This window comes from Micromonospora sp. DT227 (genome assembly GCF_049841835.1).
Lineage (GTDB): Bacteria > Actinomycetota > Actinomycetes > Mycobacteriales > Micromonosporaceae > Micromonospora.
In genome coordinates this window covers 19,573-43,045 of sequence record NZ_JBNCLA010000004.1, presented here as the reverse complement: position 1 = coordinate 43,045, position 23,473 = coordinate 19,573, and the positions used below count along the sequence as shown (strand labels likewise).

Below are 23,473 nucleotides of genomic sequence, written 5' to 3'. Positions count from 1 at the left end.
GAGGGCCGTGAGCGCATGCCCGACCGTGCGGCATGAGCGAACGCACCGATCGATGCCAGGGCGGACCGGATGGTCCGCCCTGGCCCGTACCGGCTGAAGGAGGTGCTCGGCAGATGGCTGAATTCGACCGTGGTGTCCGGTTGGGGGTGGATGTCGGCCAGGTCCGGGTCGGGGTGTCCCGGTCCGACCCGCACGGCATCCTCGCCACCCCGCTTGTCACGCTGGCCCGGGACCTGACCGCCGAACCGGACACGGTGCCCGCCGACATGGCCGAGCTGGTCCGGTTGGCGGCCGAGCACGAGGCGGTCGGGATCGTCGTCGGTCTCCCGGTCAACCTCGCCGGAAAGCACGGGCCGGCGGCGGTGAACGTATCGGCCTATGCCACCCGTTTGGCTGATGTAATGGGGCCGATTCCGGTGACGCTGACGGACGAGAGGATGTCGACCGTCGTCGCGAGTCGTAGGCTGGCCGAGCGGGGCGTCCGGGGAAAGCGTCAACGAGCGGTGGTCGACCAGGCCGCCGCGGTGGAGATTCTGCAGAGCTGGTTGGACGCACAGCGGAGGCGGACGGATGATCGACGATCTTGATCTGGGGTTCGACGAGCAGGACAGGGGGGAGAAGGGCCGGCACCGGCGCGGCGCGGTGCGTCGCCGCCAGGGCAAGTCCGGCGGCAGCCGGGGCAAGACCTTCCTCGCGCTCGCGCTCGCCCTGGTGCTGCTTGGCGGCATCGGCGGTGGGGCCTACTACGGCTTCGACCGCATCCAGAACTACTTCGTCACCCCCGACTACGACGGCTCCGGCACCGGCGAGGCGATCGTCCAGATCAAGCAGGGCGCGCTGATCGCCGACATGGCGGACGCGCTGGTGGCCGCCGACGTGGTGAAGAGCACCAAGGCGTTCATCGAGGCCGCCGAGGAGAACGCGCGCAGCAAGAACATCCAGCCCGGCACGTACAAGCTGCGCAAGCAGATGAGCGGCGACGCCGCGGTCACGGCCATGCTGGACCTGAAGAACAAGATCGTCAACGGGCTCACCATCCCCGAGGGGCGCACCGCGAAGAACGTCTACAAGCTGCTCTCCGAGAAGACCGACATCCCGGTCAAGGAGTTCGAGACCGCGGCGAAGGACCCGGAGGCGCTGGGCGTACCGGACTGGTGGTTCAAGCGCTCCGACGGCAAGAAGATCAAGCCCTCGATCGAGGGTTTCCTCTTCCCCGACACCTACGAGATCCCACCGAAGGCCACCGCCGAGACGGTGCTCAAGCTGATGGTGGAGAACTTCCTCAGCGTCACCGGCGAGATGAAGTTCGCCGACCGGGTGCAGGCGGAACGCGGCGGGGTCAGCCCGTACGAGGCGCTTGTCGTCGCGTCGCTGGCGCAGGCCGAAGCCGGCAACAAGGACGACCTGGGCAAGGTCGCCCGGGTCGCCTACAACCGGGTCTACGGCGAGTTCCCCTGCAACTGCCTGGAGATGGACGTCACGGTCAACTACTACCTGGAGCTGACCGGGCAGAAGACCAAGACGTCCAAGCAGATGACCGCGGCGGAGCTGGACAACCCGAAGAACCCGTACAACCGCAAGCTGCGCGGTCTCGTGCCTACGCCGATCAACAACCCGGGAAAGCAGGCCCTGGAAGGGGCGATGGATCCGCCGCCGGGCAAGTGGCTCTACTTCGTGGCGATCGACGACAAGGGACACTCTGCCTTCGCAGACACGTTCGAGCAGCACCAGCGCAACGAGGCCAAGGCCAGGGAGGCCGGTATCATCTGACTACACAAGCAAGCGCCCAGCGTGCTGTAATTGGCGCTGGGCGCTTGCGAGATGGCTGCGGCCTAGCCGTGGCGCATCAGTACCAGAGTTGGTTGTAGTTGTTGTCGCCGGCGCAACCCCAGATCTGGATTTTGTTGCCATCGGCCGTGGAGCCGGTGGCGTTGTCCAAGCACCTGCCGGTAGCGACGTTCACGAAGCGATAATATGTGTTTCCGTTACCTTCGAAGCGCCGTTCCTGTCGCCACTGTTGCCGAGTGTCGCCGTATTCACAGGTCTGTTGGTTGACAGCGGTTCCGTTTGTGGTGCCAGTGCCCTGCAGGCCGATGCATTTTCCGCTGTACTTGTTACGCAGAAGGCGGGTATTGCTCGATGCGCCCGGGATGCCGTCGGCGAGGTACCAGTACTGGCTGTTCCCGCCGTAGAACTCCCATAGGTGGACCTTTGCGTACTCTGCAGTGGTGGGACCTTGTACATCGATCACCGACCGAGTTGATCCGCTGTTCGCTGAAGCCCACCAGAAGGGTCCGGCATCGGCTGCGGCGGCGGGACTTGCAGCTAGGGTCAGTGTTGGAAGGGCGGCACCAAGAGTGACTGCGGCAAGGGCATGGTGGAGCTTCACGCGACTCCTCAATGTAGGGAAGTTTGGCAATGTAACCATGTGCATGCACGCGAGTACAAGGGGTTGTCATGATCGCCAGGATGATCTATGTAGTTACTCAGAGTGGTATAGTCGTGTTATCTCATGTCGGCTGCTGGGCTGCGTGCTGTGCATAACCCTGGAAAGGGCCCGACGAGTCGTGCCGGGGTGGTCGGCAAGCCGATCGCCCACTCGCTCTCCCCGGCGATCCACCACGCCGGATATGCGGCGGCCGGGTTGACCGGCTGGTCGTACACGACGATCGAGGCCGGCGCGGACGAGCTGCCCGACCTGGTCGCGGGCCTCGGCCCGGAGTGGGCCGGGCTGTCGGTGACCATGCCCGGCAAGGAGGCGGCGCTCGCGCTGGCCGACGAGGTCTCGCCGGTCGCCGCCGCGGTCGGCGCCGCCAACACGCTGGTACGCCGACCCGACGGCACCTGGTACGCGGACAACACCGACGTGACCGGCATGGTCGAGGTGCTCACCGGCGCCGGCTGCGTGACCGGTGCGGTGGTGACCGTGCTCGGCGCCGGCGGCACCGCCCGGGCGGCGATCGCGGCGGCGGCGCGGATCGGGGCCGCCGAGGTGACCGTGGTGGCCCGCCGACCCGAGGCGGTCGACGAGCTGCGCCCGGTGGCGGCGGCGGTCGGGGTGCCGCTGGCCGGCGCGGAGTGGGGCGGCGCGCCCGCGCACGCCCGCGCCGACCTGGTGATCTCCACGGTGCCGAAGGGCGTCGCCGACCCGCTCGCCGACAACTTCGACTGGCGGCCGGAGACGGTGCTGTTCGACGCGTTGTACGACCCGTGGCCGACCCCGCTCGCGGCGGGCGCGCTGGCCGCCGGCTGCCGGGTGATCTCCGGCCTCGACCTGCTGCTGGCCCAGGCGGTCGGCCAGTTCGAGCACTTCACCGGCGTCTCCGCGCCGCGTGCCGCGATGCGCGCCGCGCTGGAGGGTAAGGCGGGGGCCCCGCTTAACGCTTTCGGTATAGGCGGGGGCCCCGCTTAACACCGCGCGGTTAAGCGGGGCCCCCGCCTAACCGTGGGCCGAGCGGGCGGAGCGAGTGGGCGGCGAGTCCGCAAGGCGGGACACCGGCGGCACCGCGCGGGGCCGAACCGGGGGCGTGACAGACTGTCCGCTGTGTTGCGCTGGCTGACTGCAGGTGAATCGCACGGACCCGCCCTCGTCGCGTTGATGGAGGGGGTGCCCGCCGGCATCGAGGTGACCATCGGGGAGATCTCCGGCGAGCTGGCCCGCCGCCGGCTCGGCTACGGCCGGGGCGCCCGGATGGCGTTCGAGCAGGATGAGATCGAGGTCATCGGTGGGCTGCGGCACGGCGTGACGCTGGGCAGCCCGGTGGCGATCCGGGTGGGCAACTCGGAGTGGCCGAAGTGGCAGACCGTGATGGCCGCCGACCCGGTCGACCCGGAGGAGCTGGCCGCGCAGGCCCGCAACGCGCCGCTGACCCGCCCCCGCCCGGGCCACGCCGACCTGGCCGGCATGCAGAAGTACGGGCACACCGACGCCCGGCCGATCCTGGAGCGGGCCAGCGCCCGGGAGACCGCGGCTCGGGTCGCCGTGGGCACGGTCGCCAAGGCCCTGGTCCGGCAGGCGCTCGGCGTCGAGATCGTGTCGCACGTGGTGGAGTTGGGGCCGGTGGCGGCGAAGCCGGGCCTGCGGCCCACCCCGTCCGACGCCGCGCGGATCGACGCGGATCCGCTGCGCTGTCTCGACGCCGAGGCGAGCGCCCGGATGGTCGCCGAGGTCGACGCCGCGAAGAAGGACGCCGACACGCTCGGCGGCGTGGTCGAGGTGCTCGCGTACGGCGTGCCGCCGGGCCTGGGCAGTCACGTGCAGTGGGACCGTAAGCTCGACGCCCGGCTGGCCACCGCGCTGATGTCGATCCAGGCGATCAAGGGCGTCGAGATCGGCGACGGCTGGCAGCAGGCGCGTTCCCGTGGCTCGGAGGCGCACGACGAGATCATCCCCACCGCCACCGGCGTGCGTCGGGTCACCGACCGGGCCGGTGGCCTGGAGGGCGGCATCACCACCGGCGAGCCGCTGCGGGTGAAGGCGGCGATGAAGCCGATCTCGTCGCTGAACCGCGCGCTCGCGACGATCGACGTGACCACCGGTGAGCCGGCCACCGCGATCAACCAGCGCTCCGACGTGTGCGCGGTGCCGGCGGCGGCGGTGGTCGCCGAGGCCATGGTGGCGCTCGTGCTGGCCGAGGCCGCGGTGGAGAAGTTCGGCGGCGACTCGGTCGCCGAGATGCGCCGCAACCTGGCGAGCTACCTCGACAGCCTGGTCGTCAAATGAGCACCCGGCCGGTCTGCGTGCTGGTCGGGGCGCCCGGCTCCGGCAAGACCACGGTGGGCACGGCGCTCGCCGCCGCGCTCGGCGTCGACTTCCGGGACACCGACACGGACATCGAGCGGCTGGCCGGCAAGCCGATCCCGGAGATCTTCGTCGACGAGGGCGAGGACCATTTCCGTACGCTGGAGCGGGCCGCCGTGGCGGCGGCGCTGGCCTCGCACGCCGGTGTGCTCGCGCTCGGCGGCGGCGCGGTCCTGGCCGAGGAGAACCGGGCCGCGCTGATCGGCCACACGGTGGTGCACCTGTCGGTGGAGCTGCCGGACGCGATCCGGCGGGTCGGGCTGGGCGCCGGCCGGCCGCTGTTGGCGTTGAACCCCCGGGCCACCCTCAAGCACCTGCTGGACCAGCGCCGCCCGCTGTACGCCGAGGTGGCGACCGCGACCGTGGTGACCGACGGCCGCGCGCCGGAGGACCTGGCCGCCGAGATCGCCGCCCTGCTCAAGCCCTGACCGTCGCGGCGGCGGGCCGGGTGGCCGGGCGGCCGGCGGGGCGCTCCGGCCGCCAGGTGGCGAGCAACGCGAGCGCGAGGGCGATCTCGGCCAGGTCACCGAGGTAGTACATGAGCGTGGCGCCGGCCCGCAGCTCGGCGCCGGTGGCCGGCACGTCGACGAGCACGCCGGCGTAGAGCAGTTGGGCGATCGTGGCGTGGGCGGCGACGCCGGCGCCGAGCACCACGAGGCGTACCGGCACCCGGGGGCGGTGCGGGCCGGGGTCGGGCCCGGCGACGGACCAGGTGAACAGGAAGCCGCTGAGCAGGAAGTGCGCCTGCACCAGCGTGTGCAGCAGCGGGTTCTCCAGCGTCGCCCGGTACAGCGGGGTGAGGTGGAGCAGCCACAGGCCGCCGGCGGTGAGCAGCAGGCCGGTCACCGGGTGACCGAGCACCCGCGCGGCCGGGTGCCGCAGCAGGTGGACCAGCCGTCGTGCGGTGCGCCGGTCCAGGGTGCGCAGCAGCAGGGTGACCGGCGCGCCGAGCACCAGCGCCAGCGGCGCCAGCATGCCGATCAGCAGGTGCTGCCACATGTGCCCGACGAAGTCGTCGCCGGGCGCGAGCAGCCCCGCCGCCACGAGCAGCGTGCCCAGCCCGAAGCTGACGGTCCGCCGGTGCGCCCAGCCGGGGCCGCCCGGGTCGCGCAGCCGCAGCGCGGCGGCCAGGTAGGCCCAGAACATGACCGCCGGGAGCAGCGCGGTCGCCGGGAAGCCGCCGGCGTGCCCGGCGTGGCTCACCGCGTCCGCGGCGCGCACAGGTCGATCGCGGCGGCTCGCCGCTGGATCGCCCAGCCGCCCGCGACCAGGAGTACGCCGAGCGCCAGGAAACCGAGATCCCACCAGGTCTGGTACGGGCCGCCACGGACGTGGTGGATGCCGAGCAGGTGGTGGTCGACGACGCCCTCCACCAGGTTGAACAGGCCCCAGCCGACGAGCACCCAGCCCCAGAGCATGGGGGAGCGCCAGAGCCGGCCCCGGGACCGGGTCACCCGGGCGTAGAGCAGGGCCAGCCCGGTCAGCACCGCCACCCAGGTGACGACGTGGAACAGGCCGTCCCACAGCGTGTTCATCTGGAGGCCGGGCACGGTGTCGACCGGGTAGTCCCGGATCCCGACCCGGTCGGTCGCGGTGCTGCTGAGCATGTGGTGCCACTGGAGGACCTGGTGCAACGCGATGCCGTCGACGAAGCCACCGAGGCCGACGCCGAGGATCGTGGCGGGAAGACGGATGCTCATCCCGCCGCCCTACCCGGGGCGGGGCCGGACAAACGCCCCACGGAGTGGACAGTCGCCGCGCCGGGGGCGGGCGCTGGACTAGGCTGCCGGCGATGGACGAGGTGACCCGGATCCCGGTCGGCGGCGAACGGCCGTACGACGTGCTGGTGGGACGCGACCTGCTCGACCCGCCGCCCGAGCTGCTGCCCGGCGCGGAGCGGGTGGCCTACCTGTACGCTCCGCCGCTCAAGGCGCTGGCCGAGCGGCTCGCCGAGCGGGCCCGCGCCGACGGCGTCACGCCGCTGCTGGTGGAGGTGCCGGACGCCGAGGCGGGCAAGCACGTCGACGTGGCCGCGGCCTGCTGGGACCGGCTCGGCGCGGCCGGTTTCACCCGGACCGACGCGGTGGTCGGGGTGGGCGGCGGCGCGGTGACCGACCTGGCCGGCTTCGTCGCGGCCAGTTGGCTGCGCGGGGTCCGCTGGGTGCCGGTGGCGACCTCGCTGCTCGGCATGGTCGACGCGGCGGTCGGCGGCAAGACCGGGATCAACACGGCCGCCGGCAAGAACCTGGTCGGCGCGTTCCACCCGCCGGCCGGGGTGCTCTGCGACCTCGCGACGCTGGACGCGCTGCCCCCGGCCGACCTGGCCGCCGGGATGGCCGAGGTGGTCAAGTGCGGCTTCATCGCCGACCCGGTGATCCTCGACCTGGTCGAGCGGGACCCGACGGCCGCGTTGGACCCGACCGGCCCGGTGGTCCGTGAGCTGGTCGAGCGTGCGGTGCGGGTCAAGGCCGACGTGGTCGGCGGTGACCTGCGCGAGTCCGGGGTCCGCGAGGTGCTCAACTACGGGCACACGCTCGCCCACGCGATCGAGAAGGCGGAGGGGTACCGCTGGCGGCACGGTCACGCGGTCGCCGTCGGGCTGGTCTACGCCGCCACCCTCGCGCGGCTCGCCGGCCGGCTCGACGACGCCACCGCGCGCCGGCACCGGGACGTGCTGACCGCGCTCGGCCTGCCCACCGGCTACCGCGCGGACGCCTGGCCGGAGCTGCTCGCCGCGATGCGGGTGGACAAGAAGGCCCGGGGGAGCCGGCTGCGGTTCGTGGTGCTGGACGGCCTGGCCCGCCCGGCCATCCTGGAGGCCCCGCCGGACGAGCTGCTGGCCGCGGCCTACCGGGAGATCAGCTCGTGAGGGTGTACGTGCTCAACGGGCCGAACCTGGGCCGGCTCGGCACCCGCCAGGTCGACGTGTACGGCGTGACCAGCTACGCCGACCTGGTCGCCATGTGCGAGCGGACCGGGCGGGAGCTGGGGCTGGACGTGGTGGTCCGGCAGACCGACGCCGAGCACGAGCTGCTGGGGTGGCTGCACCAGGCGGCGGACGAGGAGGCGGCGGTGGTGTTGAACCCGGCCGCCTGGTCGCACTACTCGATAGCGGTCCGGGACGCCTGCGCCCTGCTGCGTGGCCCGCTGGTCGAGGTGCACATCTCCAACATCCACGCCCGGGAGGAGTTCCGGCACCACTCGGTGGTCTCGGCGGTGGCCACCGGCGTGATCTGCGGGCTCGGGGTGGACGGCTACCGGCTGGCGCTGCACCATCTGGCGCAGCGTGCGAGTCCGATTCGACACAGCGAGTAGACTTTGCAGGTCTGTCCGCCAATTGATGATCAAGGCAGGAAATGGCCTCCACCAACGACCTGAAGAACGGCCTGGTACTCAACCTGGACGGCGAGCTGTGGGCCGTCGTCGAGTTCCAGCACGTCAAGCCCGGTAAGGGTGGTGCGTTCGTGCGTACCACGCTGAAGAACGTGCTGTCCGGCAAGGTGGTCGACAAGACCTTCAACGCGGGCACCAAGGTCGAGACCGCCACCGTCGACAAGCGCACCATGCAGTACCTGTACGCCGACGGCGAAGACTACGTCTTCATGGATCTGGAGACGTTCGACCAGATCACCGTGATGGGCGGCACCGTCGGCGAGGCCGCCAACTACCTCCTCCCGGAGGCCGAGGCGACCGTCGCCACCCACGAGGGCGTCCCGCTCTACATCGAGCTGCCGACCTCGGTCGTGCTCGAGGTCACCTACACCGAGCCGGGCCTCCAGGGCGACCGGTCCACCGGCGGCAACAAGCCGGCCACGGTCGAGACCGGCGCCACCGTCCAGGTGCCGCTGTTCATCACCACCGGCGAGAAGATCAAGGTCGACACCCGCGACGGCCGTTACCTCGGCCGAGCCTGATGGCCGAGGGTCCGAAGCAGCAGATGCCGGCGCGCCGCAAGGCGCGCAAGCGGGCGCTGGACGTGCTCTTCGAGGCCGACCTGCGGGACCGGCCGCCGGTCGAGGTGCTCGCCGGCTACCTGGAGCGGATCGAGCAGCCCCGCCCCGACCACCTCGGCTACGCGGTCGGGCTGGTCGAGGGTGTCGCGGCGCACCTCGACCGGATCGACGAGATCATCGCCAGCTACGCCGAGGGGTGGACGCTGGAGCGGATGCCGGTGGTCGACCGCAACCTGGCCCGGATCGCCGTGTACGAGTTGCTCTACGTCGACGAGATCGACGACGCGGTGGCGATCAGCGAGGCCGTCGAGCTGGCCCGGCAGATGTCGACCGACGACTCGCCCCGCTTCCTCAACGGCATTCTCGGCCGGATCGCCGAGTACGCCAGCCGCTGAGGCTCCGCACCTGGTGACGACGAAGGGCCCGTGCCGTCCGGCACGGGCCCTTCGTGGTGCGTGGCTCAGGAGGCGAAGAACGCCCGCGGGTCGGCGACCAGCACACCGTGCTCGGTGAGCCGCTCGATCAGGCCCGACGGTGAGGCGTCGTAGACGATCGCGAGGGCCCGCAGGTCGTCGGCGCGGATGGAGAGCACCCGGCCGTTGTAGTCGCCGCGCTGCTGCTGGATGGCGCGGGCGTACCGGGCGACGTAGGCCAGGTCCTCGGAGGCCTCGTCGTAGAGCCGCTCCAGGTCCAGCACGATCTTGCTGGTGGGCTCGTGACGCACCCCGCTGCCGTCGGGCAGCAGCTCCGAGACGGGAACGCGGTAGAAGTCGGCCAGCTCCGCCAGGCGGGACACGGTGACGGCGCGGTCGCCGCGCTCGTACGAGCCGACCACCACGGCCTTCCACCGCCCGTTCGACTTCTCCTCCACCCCCTGCAGGGACAGGCCCTGCTGCTGGCGGATGGAGCGCAGGCGGGCGCCCAGCGACTTGGCGTATTCAGAGGGCATTCGGACACTCCCAGTGCTGCTCGGGGTTCTCCCAGCTATCGCTACGGAGCGTGACGGTACGGGGATTGCGACAACTGGTCAAGTGGTGGTGTCGGGGAGGTTCGACAGGCCGGTGTGGCTTGTCCGCATTTCGCCGGGCTGACCGGCAGGTCAGGACCGGCGGCAGCGGGGCCGGTGACCGCTGGTAACGTGGCGTGGAGCCCCGGTCCGGGCCCCGCGCGGGCCCGCCGGAGTCGATAGACGTCCTTTAACGACCCGTCCCGTGAGGCGGGGAAGGAGGTCCGCCGTGGCCTACCCATCGGCTGCCCATTCGTCGCCGCCGCGACAACCCTCGGTGAAGGTGATCCTCGCCGCAGCGGACGTCTCGCGGGTGGTCGACCGCATCGCCCACCAGATCCTGGAGAAGACCCAGGGCGCCGCCGACACCGTGCTGCTCGGCATCCCCACCCGGGGTGTGCCCCTGGCCCGCCGCCTCGCGGCCCGGATCAGCACGTTCGAGGACGTGACCGTTCCGGTGGGCGTGCTCGACATCACGCTCTACCGCGACGACCTGCGCCGGCACGCCACCCGCGCGGTCGGCCCGACCGACCTGCCGCCGGGCGGGATCGACGGCCGGCGGGTCGTGCTCGTCGACGACGTGCTCTTCTCCGGCCGCACCGTGCGGGCCGCGCTGGACGCGCTCAGCGACGTCGGCCGCCCGGCCTCCGTGCAACTCGCCGTCCTGGTCGACCGCGGCCACCGCCAACTGCCGATCCGCGCCGACTACGTGGGCAAGAACATCCCCACCGCGCTGGCCGAGAACGTCAAGGTCACCCTCGCCGAGACCGACGGCGCCGACGAGGTCAAGTTGTACGGGGGGAATCCCGCATGATCCGGCACCTGCTCTCCGGCGCCGACCTGGACGCCGACACCGCCACCCTGGTCCTGGACACCGCCGCCGAGATGGCGACCGTGGCCGGCCGGGAGGTCAAGAAGCTGCCCGCGCTGCGCGGGCGCACCGTGGTGAACCTGTTCTACGAGGACTCCACCCGGACCCGGATCTCGTTCGAGGCCGCCGCCAAGCGGCTCAGCGCCGACGTGATCAACTTTTCCGCCAAGGGGTCCAGCGTGGCCAAGGGCGAGAGCCTGAAGGACACCGCGCTCACGCTCCAGGCGATGGGCGCCGACGCGGTGGTGGTCCGGCACCCCGCCTCCGGCGCGCCGCACCGGCTGGCCGACTGGGTGGACGGGTCGGTGGTCAACGCCGGCGACGGCACCCACGAGCACCCCACCCAGGCGCTGCTGGACGCGTACACGATGCGGTCCCGGCTGGGCCGGCTCGCCGGCCTGCACGTGGCGATCGTCGGCGACGTGCTGCACTCCCGGGTGGCCCGCTCCAACGTGCTGCTGCTCACCACGCTCGGCGCCAAGGTCACGCTGGTCGGCCCGCCGACGCTCATCCCGGTCGACATCGCGACCGCGCTCGCCCCCGGCATCGACGTCTCCTACGACCTCGACACCGTTGCACCCGGTGTGGACGTGGTGATGATGCTGCGGGTGCAGCGGGAGCGGATGAGCGACTCCTACTTCCCGTCGGCCCGCGAGTACGCCCGGCGCTACGGGCTGGACGGGCCGCGCATGCGCCGGCTGCCCGAGCACGCGATCGTCATGCACCCCGGCCCGATGAACCGGGGGATGGAGATCACGCCCGAGGTCGCCGACTCACCCCGCTCCACCATCGTCGAACAGGTCGCCAACGGGGTCTCCGTGCGGATGGCCGTCCTCTACCTGCTGCTCGGAGGGAACAACCGGTGACCGCGTACCTCATCACCAACGTCAGCGTCGTCGGCGGCGAGCCGACCGACCTGCTCATCCGCGACGGCGTGGTGGCCGAGACGGGCCGCGGGCTCGCCGCGGACGACGCCACCGTCATCGACGCGACCGGCCTGGTCGCGCTGCCCGGCCTGGTCGACCTGCACACCCACCTGCGCGAACCCGGCCGGGAGGACGCCGAGACGGTCGAGTCCGGCTCCCGGGCGGCGGCGCTCGGCGGCTACACGGCGGTCTGCGCGATGGCGAACACCTCGCCGGTCGCGGACACCGCCGGCGTGGTCGAGCAGGTCTGGCGGCTGGGCCGGGAGGCCGGCCTGGTCGACGTGCAGCCGATCGGCGCGGTCACCGTCGGGCTGGCCGGCGAGCGGCTGGCCGAGCTGGGCGCGATGGCCGACTCCGCGGCCCGGGTGCGGATCTTCTCCGACGACGGGCACTGCGTCGCCGACCCGCGGCTGATGCGCCGCGCGCTGGAGTACGTCAAGGCGTTCGACGGGGTGATCGCCCAGCACGCCGAGGAGCCACGCCTCACCGAGGGCGCGCAGATGCACGAGGGTGAGGTCTCCACCCGCCTCGGCCTGACCGGGTGGCCGGCCGTGGCCGAGGAGGCGATCATCGCCCGGGACGTGCTGCTCGCCGAGCACGTGGGCAGCCGGCTGCACGTCTGCCACGTCTCCACCGCCGGCAGCGTCGAGGTGCTGCGCCAGGCCAAGGCGCGCGGCGTGCGGGTGACCGCCGAGGTGACCCCGCACCACCTGCTGCTCACCGACGAGCGCGCGGAGAGCTACGACCCGGTCTTCAAGGTCAACCCGCCGCTGCGCACCGCCGCCGACGTCGCCGCGCTGCGTACCGCGCTGGCCGAGGGCGTGATCGACATCATCGCCACCGACCACGCGCCGCACGCCGTGGAGGACAAGGAGTGCGAGTGGGCGTACGCCAGGCCGGGCATGCTCGGCCTGGAGACCGCGCTCTCCATCGCGCTCGACGTGCTCGGCCCGCGGTGGGACCTGATCGCCGAGCGCATGTCGCGGGTCCCGGCCCGGATCGCCGGGCTGGCCGGACACGGCCTCGACCCGGCCCCCGGCGTGCCGGCCAACCTGACAGTGGTCGACCCGGCGGCCCGGCGCGTGATCGAGCCGGCCGAGCTGGCCAGTCGCAGTCGCAACACCCCGTACGCCCGCATGACGCTGCCGGGTCGCATCGTGGCGACCTTCCTGCGCGGCGAGCCGACGGTCCTGGACGGAAAGGCTGTCAAGTGAGCGCGAGGAACGCAGCGCAGCGGAGTCCCGCAGTCGCGAACGGAAGGCGGGCGCAGTGAGCAGTAGGCGGAGAAGCGCGATCCTCGTCCTGGAGGACGGGCGCACGTTCCACGGCGAGGCGTACGGCAGCGTCGGGGAGACCTTCGGCGAGGCGGTCTTCAACACCGGCATGACCGGCTACCAGGAGACGCTCACCGACCCCTCCTACCACCGTCAGGTGGTGGTGCAGACCGCGCCGCACATCGGCAACACCGGCGTCAACGGCTCCGACGACGAGTCCGGCCGGATCTGGGTGGCCGGGTACGTGGTGCGCGACCCGGCCCGGATCGGCTCGAACTGGCGCGCCACCGGCGGGCTGGAGGACCGGCTCGCCGCCGAGGGCGTGGTCGGCATCAGCGGGATCGACACCCGGGCGCTCACCCGGCACCTGCGGGAACGCGGCGCGATGCGGGTCGGTGTCTCCAGCGTCGACGACGACCCGGCCGCCCTGCTCGATCGGGTCCGCCGCGCGCCGTCGATGGTCGGCGCGGACCTGTCCGCCGAGGTGACCACCGCCAAGCCGTACGTGGTGGAGGCCGTCGGCGAGCACCGGTTCACGGTGGCCGCGCTGGACCTGGGCATCAAGCGCAACGTGCCGCGCCGGCTCGCCGCCCGCGGCGTCACCACCCACGTGTTGCCGGCCGGCTCGACGGTCGAGGACCTGCTCGCCACCGGCGCGGACGCGGTGTTCCTCTCACCCGGCCCGGGTGACCCGGCGACCGCCGACGGGCCGGTGGCGCTGGCCCGCGAGGTGCTCACCCGCCGGATCCCGCTGTTCGGCATCTGCTTCGGCAGCCAGATCCTCGGCCGGGCGCTCGGCTTCGGCACCTACAAGCTGGGGTACGGCCACCGCGGCATCAACCAGCCGGTGCTCGACCGGGCCACCGGCAAGGTCGAGGTGACCAGCCACAACCACGGCTTCGCGGTCCAGGTGCCCGGGGTCTCCTCCGGCGCGGTCGTCCCCGACCAGGTGGTCGACACCGCGTTCGGTGGCGTCCGGGTCTCCCATGTCTGCCTCAATGACAACGTGGTCGAGGGGCTGCGGGCCGAGGACGTGCCCGCCTTCACCGTCCAGTACCACCCGGAGGCGGCGGCCGGCCCGCACGACGCGGACTACCTCTTCGACCGCTTCGCCGAGCTCATCGAAGGCCGGACCCACAGCGAGGGGCGTACGAATGCCTAAGCGGACCGATCTCAAGCACATCCTGGTCATCGGCTCCGGGCCGATCGTGATCGGACAGGCCTGCGAGTTCGACTACTCCGGCACCCAGGCCTGCCGGGTGCTGCGCAGCGAGGGCATCCGGGTCAGCCTGGTCAACTCCAACCCGGCGACGATCATGACCGACCCGGAGTTCGCCGACGCCACGTACGTCGAGCCGATCACCCCGGAGTTCGTCGAGCTGGTCATCGCCAAGGAACGCCCGGACGCGCTGCTGCCCACGCTGGGCGGGCAGACCGCGCTGAACACCGCGGTCGCGCTGCACGAGGCGGGCGTGCTGGAGAAGTACGGCGTCGAGCTGATCGGCGCCAACATCGACGCCATCAACCGGGGCGAGGACCGCCAGCTCTTCAAGGACATCGTGGCCAAGGCCGGCGTACGCCTGGGTCTGGACGACCCGTCCACGCTGACCCCGCGCTCGCGGGTCTGCCACTCCATGGACGAGGTCCGCGACACCGTCGCCGACCTGGGCCTGCCGGTGGTCATCCGGCCGTCGTTCACCATGGGCGGTCTCGGCTCCGGGATGGCGCACACCGACGAGGACCTGGAGCGCATCGCCGGGGCGGGCCTGGCGGCCAGCCCGGTGCACGAGGTGCTCATCGAGGAGAGCGTGCTCGGCTGGAAGGAGTACGAGCTCGAACTGATGCGGGACCGCCACGACAACGTGGTGGTGGTCTGCTCGATCGAGAACGTCGACCCGATGGGCGTGCACACCGGCGACAGCGTCACCGTCGCCCCGTCGATGACGCTCACCGACCGGGAGTACCAGCGACTGCGCGACCTCGGCATCGCGGTGCTGCGCGAGGTCGGGGTGGACACCGGCGGCTGCAACATCCAGTTCGCGGTGAACCCGGCCGACGGCCGGATCGTCGTGATCGAGATGAACCCGCGGGTGTCCCGCTCCTCGGCGCTGGCGTCCAAGGCGACCGGCTTCCCGATCGCGAAGATCGCCGCGAAGCTCGCCATCGGCTACACGCTCGACGAGATCCCCAACGACATCACGCTCAAGACGCCGGCCGCGTTCGAGCCGACGCTCGACTACGTGGTGGTGAAGATCCCCCGGTTCGCGTTCGAGAAGTTCCCCGGCGCCGACCCGGAGCTGACCACCACCATGAAGTCGGTGGGCGAGGCGATGAGCCTGGGCCGCAACTTCACCGAGGCGCTGAACAAGGCGATGCGCTCGATGGAAACCAGGGCGGCCGGCTTCTGGACCGTCCCCGACCCGGCGGGCGCCACGAAGGAGAACACCCTCACGGCGCTGCGGATGCCGCACGACGGCCGGCTCTACACCGTCGAGCGGGCGCTGCGCCTCGGCGCGTCGATCGCCGAGGTGGCCGAGGCGTCCGGCGGCATGGACCCGTGGTTCCTGGACCAGATCGCCGCGCTGGTCGAGCTGCGCGCCGAGATCGTCGACGCCCCGGTGCTCGACGCCGCGCTGCTGCGTCGCGCCAAGCGCGCCGGCCTGTCCGACCGGCAGCTCGCCGCGCTCCGCCCCGAGCTGGCCGCCGAGGACGGCGTCCGGACGCTGCGCCACCGGCTCGGGATCCGGCCGGTCTACAAGACGGTGGACACCTGCGCGGCCGAGTTCGAGGCGACCACGCCCTACCACTACTCGACGTACGACTCGGAGACCGAGGTGACGCCCTCGGCCCGGCCGAAGGTGCTCATCCTCGGCTCCGGGCCGAACCGGATCGGGCAGGGCATCGAGTTCGACTACTCGTGCGTGCACGCCGTCCAGGCGCTCAGGGGGGTGGACTACGAGACGGTCATGGTCAACTGCAACCCGGAGACCGTGTCCACCGACTACGACACCGCCGACCGGCTCTACTTCGAGCCGCTGACGTTCGAGGACGTGCTGGAGGCGTGGCACGCCGAGGACTCGTCCGGCAAGGCGGCCGGCGGCCCCGGCGTGGTCGGGGTGATCGTGCAGCTCGGCGGTCAGACCCCGCTCGGCCTCGCCCAGCGGCTCAAGGACGCCGGCGTGCCGATCGTGGGCACCTCGCCGGAGTCGATCCACCTCGCCGAGGAGCGGGGCGCGTTCGGCGCGGTGCTGGACCGGGCCGGGCTGCGCGCGCCCGCGCACGGCATGGCCACCTCGTACGACGAGGCGAAGGCGATCGCGGACGAGATCGGGTACCCGGTGCTGGTCCGCCCGTCGTACGTGCTCGGCGGCCGGGGCATGGAGATCGTCTACGACGACGCCACGCTGCGCGACTACATCGGCCGGGCCACCGACATCTCACCGGACCACCCGGTGCTGGTGGACCGTTTCCTCGACGACGCCATCGAGATCGACGTGGACGCGCTCGTCGACGCGGACGGCGACGTCTACCTCGGCGGCGTGATGGAGCACATCGAGGAGGCCGGCATCCACTCCGGCGACTCGTCCTGCGCGCTGCCGCCGATCACGCTGGCCGGCTCGCACCTGACCCAGGTGCGCCGCTACACCGAGGAGATCGCCCGCGGCGTGGGGGTGCGCGGCCTGCTCAACGTCCAGTACGCGTTGCAGGGCGACACGCTCTACGTGCTGGAGGCCAACCCGCGCGCCTCCCGGACCGTGCCGTTCGTGTCGAAGGCGACGGCGGTGCCGCTGGCCAAGGCGGCGGCCCGGATCGCGCTGGGCGCCACGATCGCGCAGTTGCGGGCCGAGGGGATGCTGCCGCCGACCGGGGACGGCGGCACCATGCCGCCGAACGCGCCGATCGCGGTGAAGGAGGCGGTGCTGCCGTTCAAGCGGTTCCGCACGCCGTCCGGCAAGGGCATCGACGTGCTGCTCGGCCCGGAGATGCGCTCCACCGGCGAGGTGATGGGCATCGACACCGGCTTCGGCCAGGCGTTCGCCAAGTCGCAGGCCGCCGCGTACGGGTCGCTGCCCACCGCCGGGAAGATCTTCGTCTCGGTGGCCAACCGGGACAAGCGCGGCATGATCTTCCCGATCAAGCGCCTGGCCGACCTGGGCTTCGAGATCGTCGCCACCACCGGGACGGCCGAGGTGCTGCGCCGGCACGGCATCGCCTGCGAGCAGATCCGCAAGCACTACGAGTCGGGCGAGGGCGCGGACGCGGTCTCGCTGATCCTCGGCGGCGACGTCGCGCTGGTGGTGAACACGCCGCAGGGCTCGGGCGCGAGCGCCCGCTCGGACGGCTACGAGATCCGCAGCGCCGCCGTGACGGCGGACATCCCGTGCGTCACCACGGTTCCGGGCGCGGCGGCGGCGGTGATGGGCATCGAGGCGCGCATCAACGGCGACCTCCAGGTCCGCCCGCTCCAGGACCTGCACGCCGCGCTCCGGGCCAACGAGTGACCACCCCGACACCCGCGTCGATCATGAGGTTGGCGGCGGTGGAGGAGATCCACATCGCCGCCAACCTCATGGTCACCGATCCGGAGGGCGAACGGTGATCTTCGAGAAGGTGGTGCGGCCCCGGCTGTTCGCGCTCGGGGGCGGGGACGCGGAGGCGGCGCACGAGTGGACGCTGGCGCGGCTCGGTGCGCTGTCGCGGCGGCCGGCCGTGCTGGGGGCGCTGCGTCGGGCGTATTTCCGGGCGGCGCCGCGCACCGTGTTCGGGGTGCGGTTCCCGAACCCGGTCGGGCTGGCGGCCGGGATGGACAAGAACGGCGTCGCGTTGCCGGCCTGGCCGGCGCTGGGCTTCGGCTTCGTCGAGGTCGGCACCGTGACCGCGCACGCCCAACCGGGCAACCCCCGGCCGCGACTGTTCCGGCTGCGCGACAGCGAGGCCGTGGTCAACCGGATGGGCTTCAACAACGCCGGCGCCGAGGCGCTCGCCGCCCGGCTGGCGGCGTTGCCGCGCCCGCTCGGCGTCCCGCTGGGCATCTCGCTGGGCAAGTCCAAGGTGACCCCGCTGGACGGGGCGGTCGAGGACTACCTCGCCTCCTACCGGGCGCTCAAGGACCACGGCGACTACTTCGCGGTCAACGTGTCCTCGCCGAACACCCCGGGCCTACGGTCGTTGCAGGACCGGTCCCACCTGGACGCGCTGCTCGCCGCGCTGGTCGGCGAGAAACCGGTGCTGGTGAAGATCGCCCCGGACCTGACCGAGCCGGCCGTGGCGGAGCTGCTGGAGGTGTGCCTCGACCGGGGCGCGGCCGGCCTCATCGCCACCAACACCACGCTCGGCCGGGACGGGCTGGCCCCGGCCGACCGGGCGCGCGGCGCCGAGACCGGCGGCCTGTCCGGCCGCCCGCTGACCGCCCGCGCCCGCGAGGTGGTCGCCTTCGTGCACCGGGAGACCGGCGGACGACTGCCGGTGATCGGCGTCGGCGGCATCCTCGACCCGGACGACGCGACCCGCATGTTCGACGCCGGCGCCGCCCTGGTGCAGCTCTACACCGGCTTCATCTACCGCGGCCCCGCCCTCACCCGAGCCATCACCACCCGCACCCTCCCCTGACCCGCACCCCACCCCCCACCCCCCCCACCCCCGCGCCCTGACCCCCGATCTCCCGCGCGATCTTGCAGTTCCCGCCCCAGCAAACCGAACATTTCGGGCGCAACGCGGGCCGAAAGTGCAAGATCGTGCGAGAGAGCGAAGGAGGAGCTGTGACGCCCGAGGAGATCCTCGCCCTGGACCGGCGGCACGTGTGGCACCCGTACGCGGCGTTGCCGCCGGCCGGCCCGCCGCTCGTGGTGGAGAGCGCGTCGGGGGTGCGGCTGCGGCTGGCCGACGGCCGGGAGCTGGTCGACGGGATGTCGTCGTGGTGGGCGGCGATCCACGGCTACCGCCACCCGGTGCTGGACGCGGCCGTGACCGACCAGCTCGGCCGGATGAGCCACGTGATGTTCGGCGGGCTCACCCACGAGCCCGCGGCACGCCTGGCGCGCACCCTGGTCGAGCTGGCCCCGGACGGCCTGGAACACGTCTTCCTGGCCGACTCCGGCTCGGTGAGCGTCGAGGTCGCGGTGAAGATGGCCCTCCAGTACCAGCGCGCCGTGGGGCGCCCGGAGCGCCGCCGGCTGGGCACCTGGCGGGGCGGCTACCACGGCGACACGTTCCATCCGATGAGCGTCTGCGACCCGGAGGGCGGCATGCACCACCTCTGGGGCGACGTGCTGCCCCGGCAGGTGTTCGCGCCGCTGCCGCCGGCCGGCTTCGACGCCCCGCCCGACCCGGCGTACGAGGCGGCGCTGGTGGACGCCGTCGAGCGGCACGCCGCCGAGCTGGCCGCGGTGATCGTGGAGCCGGTGGTCCAGGGCGCCGGCGGGATGCGGTTCCACCATCCGCACTACCTGCGGGTGCTGCGCGAGGTGACCCGGGCACACGGCGTTCTGCTGATCTTCGACGAGATCGCCACCGGCTTCGGCCGGACCGGGCGGATGTTCGCCGCCGAGCACGCCGGCGTCACGCCGGACGTGCTCTGCGTCGGCAAGGCGCTCACCGGCGGCTACCTGACGCTGGCGGCGGCGCTCTGCACCCCGGCGGTGGCCGGCGCGATCTCGGCCGGCGGCGTGCTGGCGCACGGGCCGACGTTCATGGGCAACCCGCTCGCCTGCGCGGTCGCGAACGCCTCGCTGGGCCTGCTGCGCGCCGGGGACTGGGCCGGGCGGGTGGCGGAGATCGCCGCCGGGCTGCGGGACGGCCTGGCGCCGTTGCGCGGCACGCCCGGGGTGGCCGACGTGCGGGTGCTCGGCGCGATCGGGGTGGTGCAACTGGACCACGAGGTGGACCTGCCCCGGGCCACCGCCGCGGCGGTCGCCGAGGGGGTGTGGCTGCGCCCGTTCCGCGACCTCGTCTACACCATGCCGCCGTACGTCTGCGACGCCGCGGACGTGGCACGGATCGCCGCCGGCGTGGCGGCGGCGGTCAAGGCCGGTTGAGCCCGATCGGGGCTGACCGGGCCGGTTGAGCCCGACAGGGGCGGGTTCGGGGCCGACCGGCCGGCTGGGGCGGCCGGAGCGAGCTGACGCGACGGAAGGGCCGTCGCGCGACATCGGAGGCGGCCCGGAGCCGTCGGGAGAGGGAGAGACGCGATGGAGACGTTCGGCGCGCGCCTGCACCGGGCCGTGACGGAGCGGGGACCGCTCTGCGTGGGAATCGACCCGCACCCGGGTCTGCTGGCCGACTGGGGGCTGCCCGACGACGTCGACGGGCTGGAGCGGTTCAGCCGGACCGTGGTGGAGGCCATCGGCGACCGGGTCGCGGTGGTCAAGCCGCAGTCGGCGTTCTTCGAGCGCTTCGGCTCGCGCGGCGTGGCGGTGCTTGAGTCAACTATCCGACAGTTGCGTAATGTGGGTGCGCTCGTTCTCCTCGACGTCAAGCGCGGAGACATCGGCTCGACGGTCCGCGCGTACGCCTCGGCGTACCTCGATCCATCCAGCCCGCTGTATGTCGACGCGATCACCGCGAGCCCCTACCTGGGAGTAGGTTCGCTCGCGCCGATGGTCGAGACGGCCGCCGCGCACGGGGGCGGGGTCTTCGTCCTGGCGCTCACCTCCAATCCGGAGGGGGCCGCCGTGCAGCGCGCGGTGGGGCCCGACGGACGCACCGTCGCGCAGGCCGTCATCGACGAGATTTCCCAGCTCAACCGGGGTGCGGAGCCGCTCGGCAGCTTCGGTCTGGTGGTCGGCGCGACGATCGGCGAGACCGGCCACGACTTCGGCGGGCTGAACGGTCCGCTGCTCGCGCCGGGGCTGGGCGCGCAGGGCGGCACCCCCGCCGGGTTGCGTGCCGTCTTCGGCGCCGCGCTGCCGTCGGTGCTGCCGTCGTACTCCCGGGAGGTGTTGGGCGCGGGGCCGGACCCGACCGCCCTGCGGGCCGCCGCGGAGCGGGCGCTGGCCGAGTGCCGGGCCGCCCTGACCACCGCCGGACTGACTGACGGCTCGGTCACTTTACGTTGATCATCGCGCGTCCACGTTGCCGAAAGCTCCGTTGACCGCTAGTTTTCCCCGCGCTGGGAACCACGGACCCCTTTGGTTGCCAGCGACACCACGTTTCACAGCTGCGGTGGGGCTCCGCCCGCCGTACTAGGGACCTGAGGAGAACTGGTGCCGCTCCCGTCACTGACCCCCGAGCAGCGCGCTGCCGCGCTGGAGAAGGCTGCGGAGATCCGCAAGGCCCGCGCTGAGCTGAAGGAGCAGCTCAAGCAGGGCAAGACCACCCTCGCCACCGTCCTCGCGCGGGCCGAGTCCGACGACGTCGTGGGCAAGCTGAAGGTTTCGGCAGTGCTCCAGGCGATGCCGGGCATCGGCAAGATCCGGGCCACCCAGATCATGGAGAAGCTCAAGATCGCCGACAGCCGTCGCCTTCGCGGCCTCGGCGAGCAGCAGCGCAAGGCGCTGCTGGGAGAGTTCGCCGCCAACTGAGCGGACCACCGTGTAGAAACAAGCGGTGAGCACGGATGACGAGGCGCGCTCGGCGGCTCGGCTCACTGTCCTGTCCGGTCCTTCCGGGGCCGGTCGGGGCAGTGTCGTCGAGCAGGTCCGGGCGCGCCTTGCGTCCGTGCGGGTGCCGGTGGTCGCCACCACCCGGCCGCCGCGACCGGGGGAGCGGGACGGCGTGGACCGGCTCTTCCTCGACCCGGTCGGCTTCGACCGGCTGATCGCCGCCGACGAGCTGCTGGAGTGGTGCCGGATCGGGCCGTACCGCCGGGGGGTGCCCCGGGCGCACGTGCGGTCCCCCCTGGCGCAGGGCCGGCCGGTGCTGCTGCCGCTGGACCTGGCCGGCGCGCTCGCCGTCCGCGCCGTCGTGCCGGAGGCCCGGCTGGTGCTGCTCACGCCGCCGGCGTACCGGGCCGACCCGCTCGTGGCGGCCGCGTTCGCACATGCCGTGGCGCACGACCGGACCGAGCGTGCCGCGGCCGAGCTGGTAGGATTGCTCGGTTCGTCATTCCTGGCACCGGCCCGACCGCCACCGCGCGGTTGAGCGACGGCCGCCGCCGAGCGAGACGCAGAGGTCAAATTCGTGGGATCCATCGCCACCAACCCCGAGGGCATCACCAACCCGCCGATCGACGAGCTGCTCGAGAAGACCACCTCGAAGTACGCGCTGGTGATCTTCGCCGCCAAGCGCGCGCGTCAGGTCAACGCCTACTACAGCCAGCTCGGTGAGGGCCTCCTGGAGTACGTCGGCCCGCTGGTGGAGACCACTCCGCAGGAGAAGCCGCTCTCCATCGCCATGCGTGAGATCAACTCGGGCCTGCTCACCGCCGAGCCGACCGACCAGCCGTAACTCCGCCCGCGCCGATGCCCGCCGAGATCGTCCTCGGGGTCGGCGGCGGCATCGCCGCCTACAAGGCGTGTGAGCTGCTCCGGCTCTTCACCGAGTCGGGTCACCGGGTCCGGGTCGTGCCGACCGCGTCGGCGCTCCGCTTCGTCGGGGCGCCGACCTGGGCGGCGCTCTCCGGTCAGCCGGTCGCCGACGACGTCTGGTCCGACGTGCACGAGGTGCCGCACGTGCGCCTCGGGCAGCGCGCCGACCTGGTCGTGGTCGCGCCCGCCACCGCCGACCTGCTCGCCAAGGCCGCCCACGGCCTCGCCGACGACCTGCTCACCAACACGCTGCTGACCGCGCGGTGTCCGGTGCTGCTGGCACCGGCCATGCACACCGAGATGTGGGAGCACCCGGCCACCGTGGCCAACGTGGCCACGCTGCGGTCCCGGGGTGTCCGGGTGATCGAGCCGGCGGTCGGCCGGCTCACCGGTCGGGACACCGGCAAGGGCCGGCTGCCCGACCCGGCGGAGATCTTCGCGGTCGCCCGCCGGGCGCTGGCCCGCGGCGTCGCCGCCCCGGCCGACCTGGCCGGCCGGCACGTGGTGGTCACCGCCGGCGGCACCCGCGAGCCGCTCGACCCGGTCCGGTTCCTGGGCAACCGGTCCTCCGGCAAGCAGGGGTACGCGTTCGCCCGCGCCGCGGTCGCCCGGGGCGCCCGGGTGACGCTGGTCTCGGCCAACGTGGCGCTCGCCGATCCGGCCGGCGTGGACCTGGTGCGGGTCGGCACCACCGAGGAGCTGCGCGCGGCGACGCTGGCCGCCGCCGCCGACGCGGACGCCGTGGTGATGGCCGCCGCGCCGGCCGACTTCCGCCCGGCCAATTACGCCACCGGCAAGATCAAGAAATCCGAGGGCGGCCCCGCGCCGACCATCGAGTTGGTCACCAATCCGGACATCGCCGCCGAGCTGGGCCGGAACCGTCGACCCGGCCAGGTGCTCGTGGTGTTCGCCGCGGAGACCCACGACGCGGAGGCCAACGGCCGGGCCAAGCTGGCCCGCAAACGTGCCGACCTGATCGTGGTCAATGAGGTCGGCGTCGACAAGGTGTTCGGCGCGGAGACCAACGCCGCCGTCGTGATCGGCGCCGACGGGGCCGTGCACCGGTTCCCCGAGCAGCTCAAGGAGGCCCTGGCCGACGCCGTCTGGGACCTCGTGGCGGTACGCCTGGACGGGCCGTCCTGACCCTTGGTCTCCGCACGTTTGCGAATGACGCCGGA

25 protein-coding genes are annotated in these 23,473 nt (G+C 72.5%); 21 read left to right on the top strand and 4 right to left on the bottom strand.

All coding sequences use genetic code 11. From position 1 onward, the window contains the following. The first annotated feature begins 113 nt into the window (after positions 1 to 113). Complete coding sequence (ruvX, locus tag ACLQ2W_RS15335) at positions 114 to 587, top strand: Holliday junction resolvase RuvX (RefSeq protein ID WP_425787005.1); 474 nt, start codon at positions 114 to 116, stop codon at positions 585 to 587. Next, a complete protein-coding gene (gene mltG, locus ACLQ2W_RS15330) occupies positions 571 to 1,770 on the top strand; it encodes an endolytic transglycosylase MltG (protein ID WP_425787004.1) in 1,200 nt (399 codons plus the stop codon). The genes ruvX and mltG overlap by 17 nt, the downstream gene beginning before the upstream one ends. 76 nt (positions 1,771 to 1,846) lie before the next feature. Here the strand turns inward: mltG and ACLQ2W_RS15325 are convergent, their stop codons facing one another. Then, positions 1,847 to 2,389 (bottom strand): RICIN domain-containing protein, encoded by a 543-nt coding sequence (locus ACLQ2W_RS15325; protein WP_425787003.1) that lies wholly within the window; start codon positions 2,387 to 2,389, stop codon positions 1,847 to 1,849. 147 nt (positions 2,390 to 2,536) lie between these two features. Between ACLQ2W_RS15325 and ACLQ2W_RS15320 the strand changes: the two genes are divergently transcribed. From ACLQ2W_RS15320 to ACLQ2W_RS15310, 3 genes are all read left to right on the top strand, one after another. Then, positions 2,537 to 3,412 (top strand): shikimate dehydrogenase, encoded by an 876-nt coding sequence (locus ACLQ2W_RS15320; protein ID WP_425787002.1) that lies wholly within the window; start codon positions 2,537 to 2,539, stop codon positions 3,410 to 3,412. A gap of 132 nt (positions 3,413 to 3,544) precedes the next feature. After that, positions 3,545 to 4,723, top strand: coding sequence for a chorismate synthase (aroC, locus tag ACLQ2W_RS15315; protein WP_425787000.1), 1,179 nt, complete (start codon positions 3,545 to 3,547; stop codon positions 4,721 to 4,723). Next, complete coding sequence (locus ACLQ2W_RS15310) at positions 4,720 to 5,229, top strand: shikimate kinase (protein WP_405093604.1); 510 nt, start codon at positions 4,720 to 4,722, stop codon at positions 5,227 to 5,229. Before aroC ends, ACLQ2W_RS15310 begins: the two co-directional genes overlap by 4 nt. On the opposite strand, the gene ACLQ2W_RS15305 is transcribed toward ACLQ2W_RS15310, so the two are convergent. Beyond that, positions 5,219 to 6,022 (bottom strand): cytochrome c oxidase assembly protein, encoded by an 804-nt coding sequence (locus tag ACLQ2W_RS15305; RefSeq protein WP_425786999.1) that lies wholly within the window; start codon positions 6,020 to 6,022, stop codon positions 5,219 to 5,221. The two genes, ACLQ2W_RS15310 and ACLQ2W_RS15305, sit on opposite strands and share 11 nt — an antisense overlap. Continuing rightward, positions 6,001 to 6,501, bottom strand: a complete 501-nt coding sequence (locus ACLQ2W_RS15300) for a DUF2243 domain-containing protein (RefSeq protein WP_425786998.1) — start codon at positions 6,499 to 6,501, stop codon at positions 6,001 to 6,003. The genes ACLQ2W_RS15305 and ACLQ2W_RS15300 overlap by 22 nt, the downstream gene beginning before the upstream one ends. Positions 6,502 to 6,593: 92 nt before the next feature. Between ACLQ2W_RS15300 and aroB the strand changes: the two genes are divergently transcribed. The 4 genes from aroB to nusB are packed head-to-tail and all read left to right on the top strand — an operon-like array spanning position 6,594 to position 9,149. Then, positions 6,594 to 7,670 (top strand): 3-dehydroquinate synthase, encoded by a 1,077-nt coding sequence (gene aroB / locus ACLQ2W_RS15295; protein ID WP_425786997.1) that lies wholly within the window; start codon positions 6,594 to 6,596, stop codon positions 7,668 to 7,670. Further along, positions 7,667 to 8,116, top strand: a complete 450-nt coding sequence (gene aroQ / locus ACLQ2W_RS15290) for a type II 3-dehydroquinate dehydratase (RefSeq protein ID WP_425786996.1) — start codon at positions 7,667 to 7,669, stop codon at positions 8,114 to 8,116. The genes aroB and aroQ overlap by 4 nt, the downstream gene beginning before the upstream one ends. 41 nt (positions 8,117 to 8,157) lie before the next feature. After that, on the top strand, positions 8,158 to 8,715 hold the full coding sequence (gene efp, locus ACLQ2W_RS15285) for an elongation factor P (RefSeq protein ID WP_107160036.1): 558 nt from the start codon (positions 8,158 to 8,160) through the stop codon (positions 8,713 to 8,715). 23 nt (positions 8,716 to 8,738) lie between these two features. Further along, a complete protein-coding gene (nusB, locus tag ACLQ2W_RS15280) occupies positions 8,739 to 9,149 on the top strand; it encodes a transcription antitermination factor NusB (RefSeq protein WP_405094207.1) in 411 nt (136 codons plus the stop codon). Positions 9,150 to 9,214: 65 nt separating this feature from the next. Here nusB and ACLQ2W_RS15275 read toward each other — a convergent pair whose 3' ends face one another. Then, entirely contained in the window at positions 9,215 to 9,703 is a 489-nt protein-coding gene (locus ACLQ2W_RS15275) for a transcriptional regulator BldD (RefSeq protein WP_013285505.1), read from the bottom strand. 286 nt (positions 9,704 to 9,989) lie between these two features. Between ACLQ2W_RS15275 and pyrR the strand changes: the two genes are divergently transcribed. The 12 genes from pyrR to coaBC all read left to right on the top strand — a co-directional run bounded on the left by pyrR (position 9,990) and on the right by coaBC (position 23,438). After that, positions 9,990 to 10,574 carry a bifunctional pyr operon transcriptional regulator/uracil phosphoribosyltransferase PyrR gene (pyrR, locus tag ACLQ2W_RS15270; RefSeq protein WP_405093609.1) on the top strand — a complete coding sequence of 195 codons (585 nt, stop codon included), beginning with the start codon at positions 9,990 to 9,992 and terminating at the stop codon, positions 10,572 to 10,574. Beyond that, positions 10,571 to 11,497: an aspartate carbamoyltransferase catalytic subunit gene (locus ACLQ2W_RS15265; protein WP_107160042.1), complete on the top strand. Its 927-nt coding sequence runs from the start codon at positions 10,571 to 10,573 to the stop codon at positions 11,495 to 11,497. Before pyrR ends, ACLQ2W_RS15265 begins: the two co-directional genes overlap by 4 nt. Continuing rightward, complete coding sequence (locus tag ACLQ2W_RS15260; RefSeq protein WP_425786995.1) at positions 11,494 to 12,771, top strand: dihydroorotase; 1,278 nt, start codon at positions 11,494 to 11,496, stop codon at positions 12,769 to 12,771. Before ACLQ2W_RS15265 ends, ACLQ2W_RS15260 begins: the two co-directional genes overlap by 4 nt. A 55-nt stretch (positions 12,772 to 12,826) precedes the next feature. Next, on the top strand, positions 12,827 to 13,993 hold the full coding sequence (gene carA, locus ACLQ2W_RS15255; RefSeq protein ID WP_425786994.1) for a glutamine-hydrolyzing carbamoyl-phosphate synthase small subunit: 1,167 nt from the start codon (positions 12,827 to 12,829) through the stop codon (positions 13,991 to 13,993). Beyond that, a complete protein-coding gene (gene carB / locus ACLQ2W_RS15250) occupies positions 13,986 to 17,333 on the top strand; it encodes a carbamoyl-phosphate synthase large subunit (protein ID WP_425786993.1) in 3,348 nt (1,115 codons plus the stop codon). The genes carA and carB overlap by 8 nt, the downstream gene beginning before the upstream one ends. A gap of 94 nt (positions 17,334 to 17,427) precedes the next feature. Further along, positions 17,428 to 18,441 carry a quinone-dependent dihydroorotate dehydrogenase gene (locus ACLQ2W_RS15245; protein ID WP_425786992.1) on the top strand — a complete coding sequence of 338 codons (1,014 nt, stop codon included), beginning with the start codon at positions 17,428 to 17,430 and terminating at the stop codon, positions 18,439 to 18,441. A 149-nt stretch (positions 18,442 to 18,590) separates the two neighbouring features. Continuing rightward, the gene (locus ACLQ2W_RS15240) at positions 18,591 to 19,865 is read left to right on the top strand and encodes an adenosylmethionine--8-amino-7-oxononanoate transaminase (RefSeq protein ID WP_425786991.1); all 1,275 of its coding nucleotides are present in this window, start codon (positions 18,591 to 18,593) and stop codon (positions 19,863 to 19,865) included. A 153-nt stretch (positions 19,866 to 20,018) separates the two neighbouring features. Next, on the top strand, positions 20,019 to 20,885 hold the full coding sequence (pyrF, locus tag ACLQ2W_RS15235) for an orotidine-5'-phosphate decarboxylase (RefSeq protein WP_425786990.1): 867 nt from the start codon (positions 20,019 to 20,021) through the stop codon (positions 20,883 to 20,885). 147 nt (positions 20,886 to 21,032) lie between these two features. After that, the gene (gene mihF, locus ACLQ2W_RS15230; RefSeq protein WP_018785079.1) at positions 21,033 to 21,350 is read left to right on the top strand and encodes an integration host factor, actinobacterial type; all 318 of its coding nucleotides are present in this window, start codon (positions 21,033 to 21,035) and stop codon (positions 21,348 to 21,350) included. 25 nt (positions 21,351 to 21,375) lie between these two features. Further along, positions 21,376 to 21,909, top strand: coding sequence for a guanylate kinase (locus ACLQ2W_RS15225; protein WP_405093616.1), 534 nt, complete (start codon positions 21,376 to 21,378; stop codon positions 21,907 to 21,909). A 39-nt stretch (positions 21,910 to 21,948) separates the two neighbouring features. Then, entirely contained in the window at positions 21,949 to 22,215 is a 267-nt protein-coding gene (rpoZ, locus tag ACLQ2W_RS15220) for a DNA-directed RNA polymerase subunit omega (RefSeq protein WP_025617742.1), read from the top strand. 14 nt (positions 22,216 to 22,229) lie between these two features. Continuing rightward, positions 22,230 to 23,438 carry a bifunctional phosphopantothenoylcysteine decarboxylase/phosphopantothenate--cysteine ligase CoaBC gene (gene coaBC / locus ACLQ2W_RS15215; protein WP_425786989.1) on the top strand — a complete coding sequence of 403 codons (1,209 nt, stop codon included), beginning with the start codon at positions 22,230 to 22,232 and terminating at the stop codon, positions 23,436 to 23,438. Positions 23,439 to 23,473: the final 35 nt, after the last annotated feature.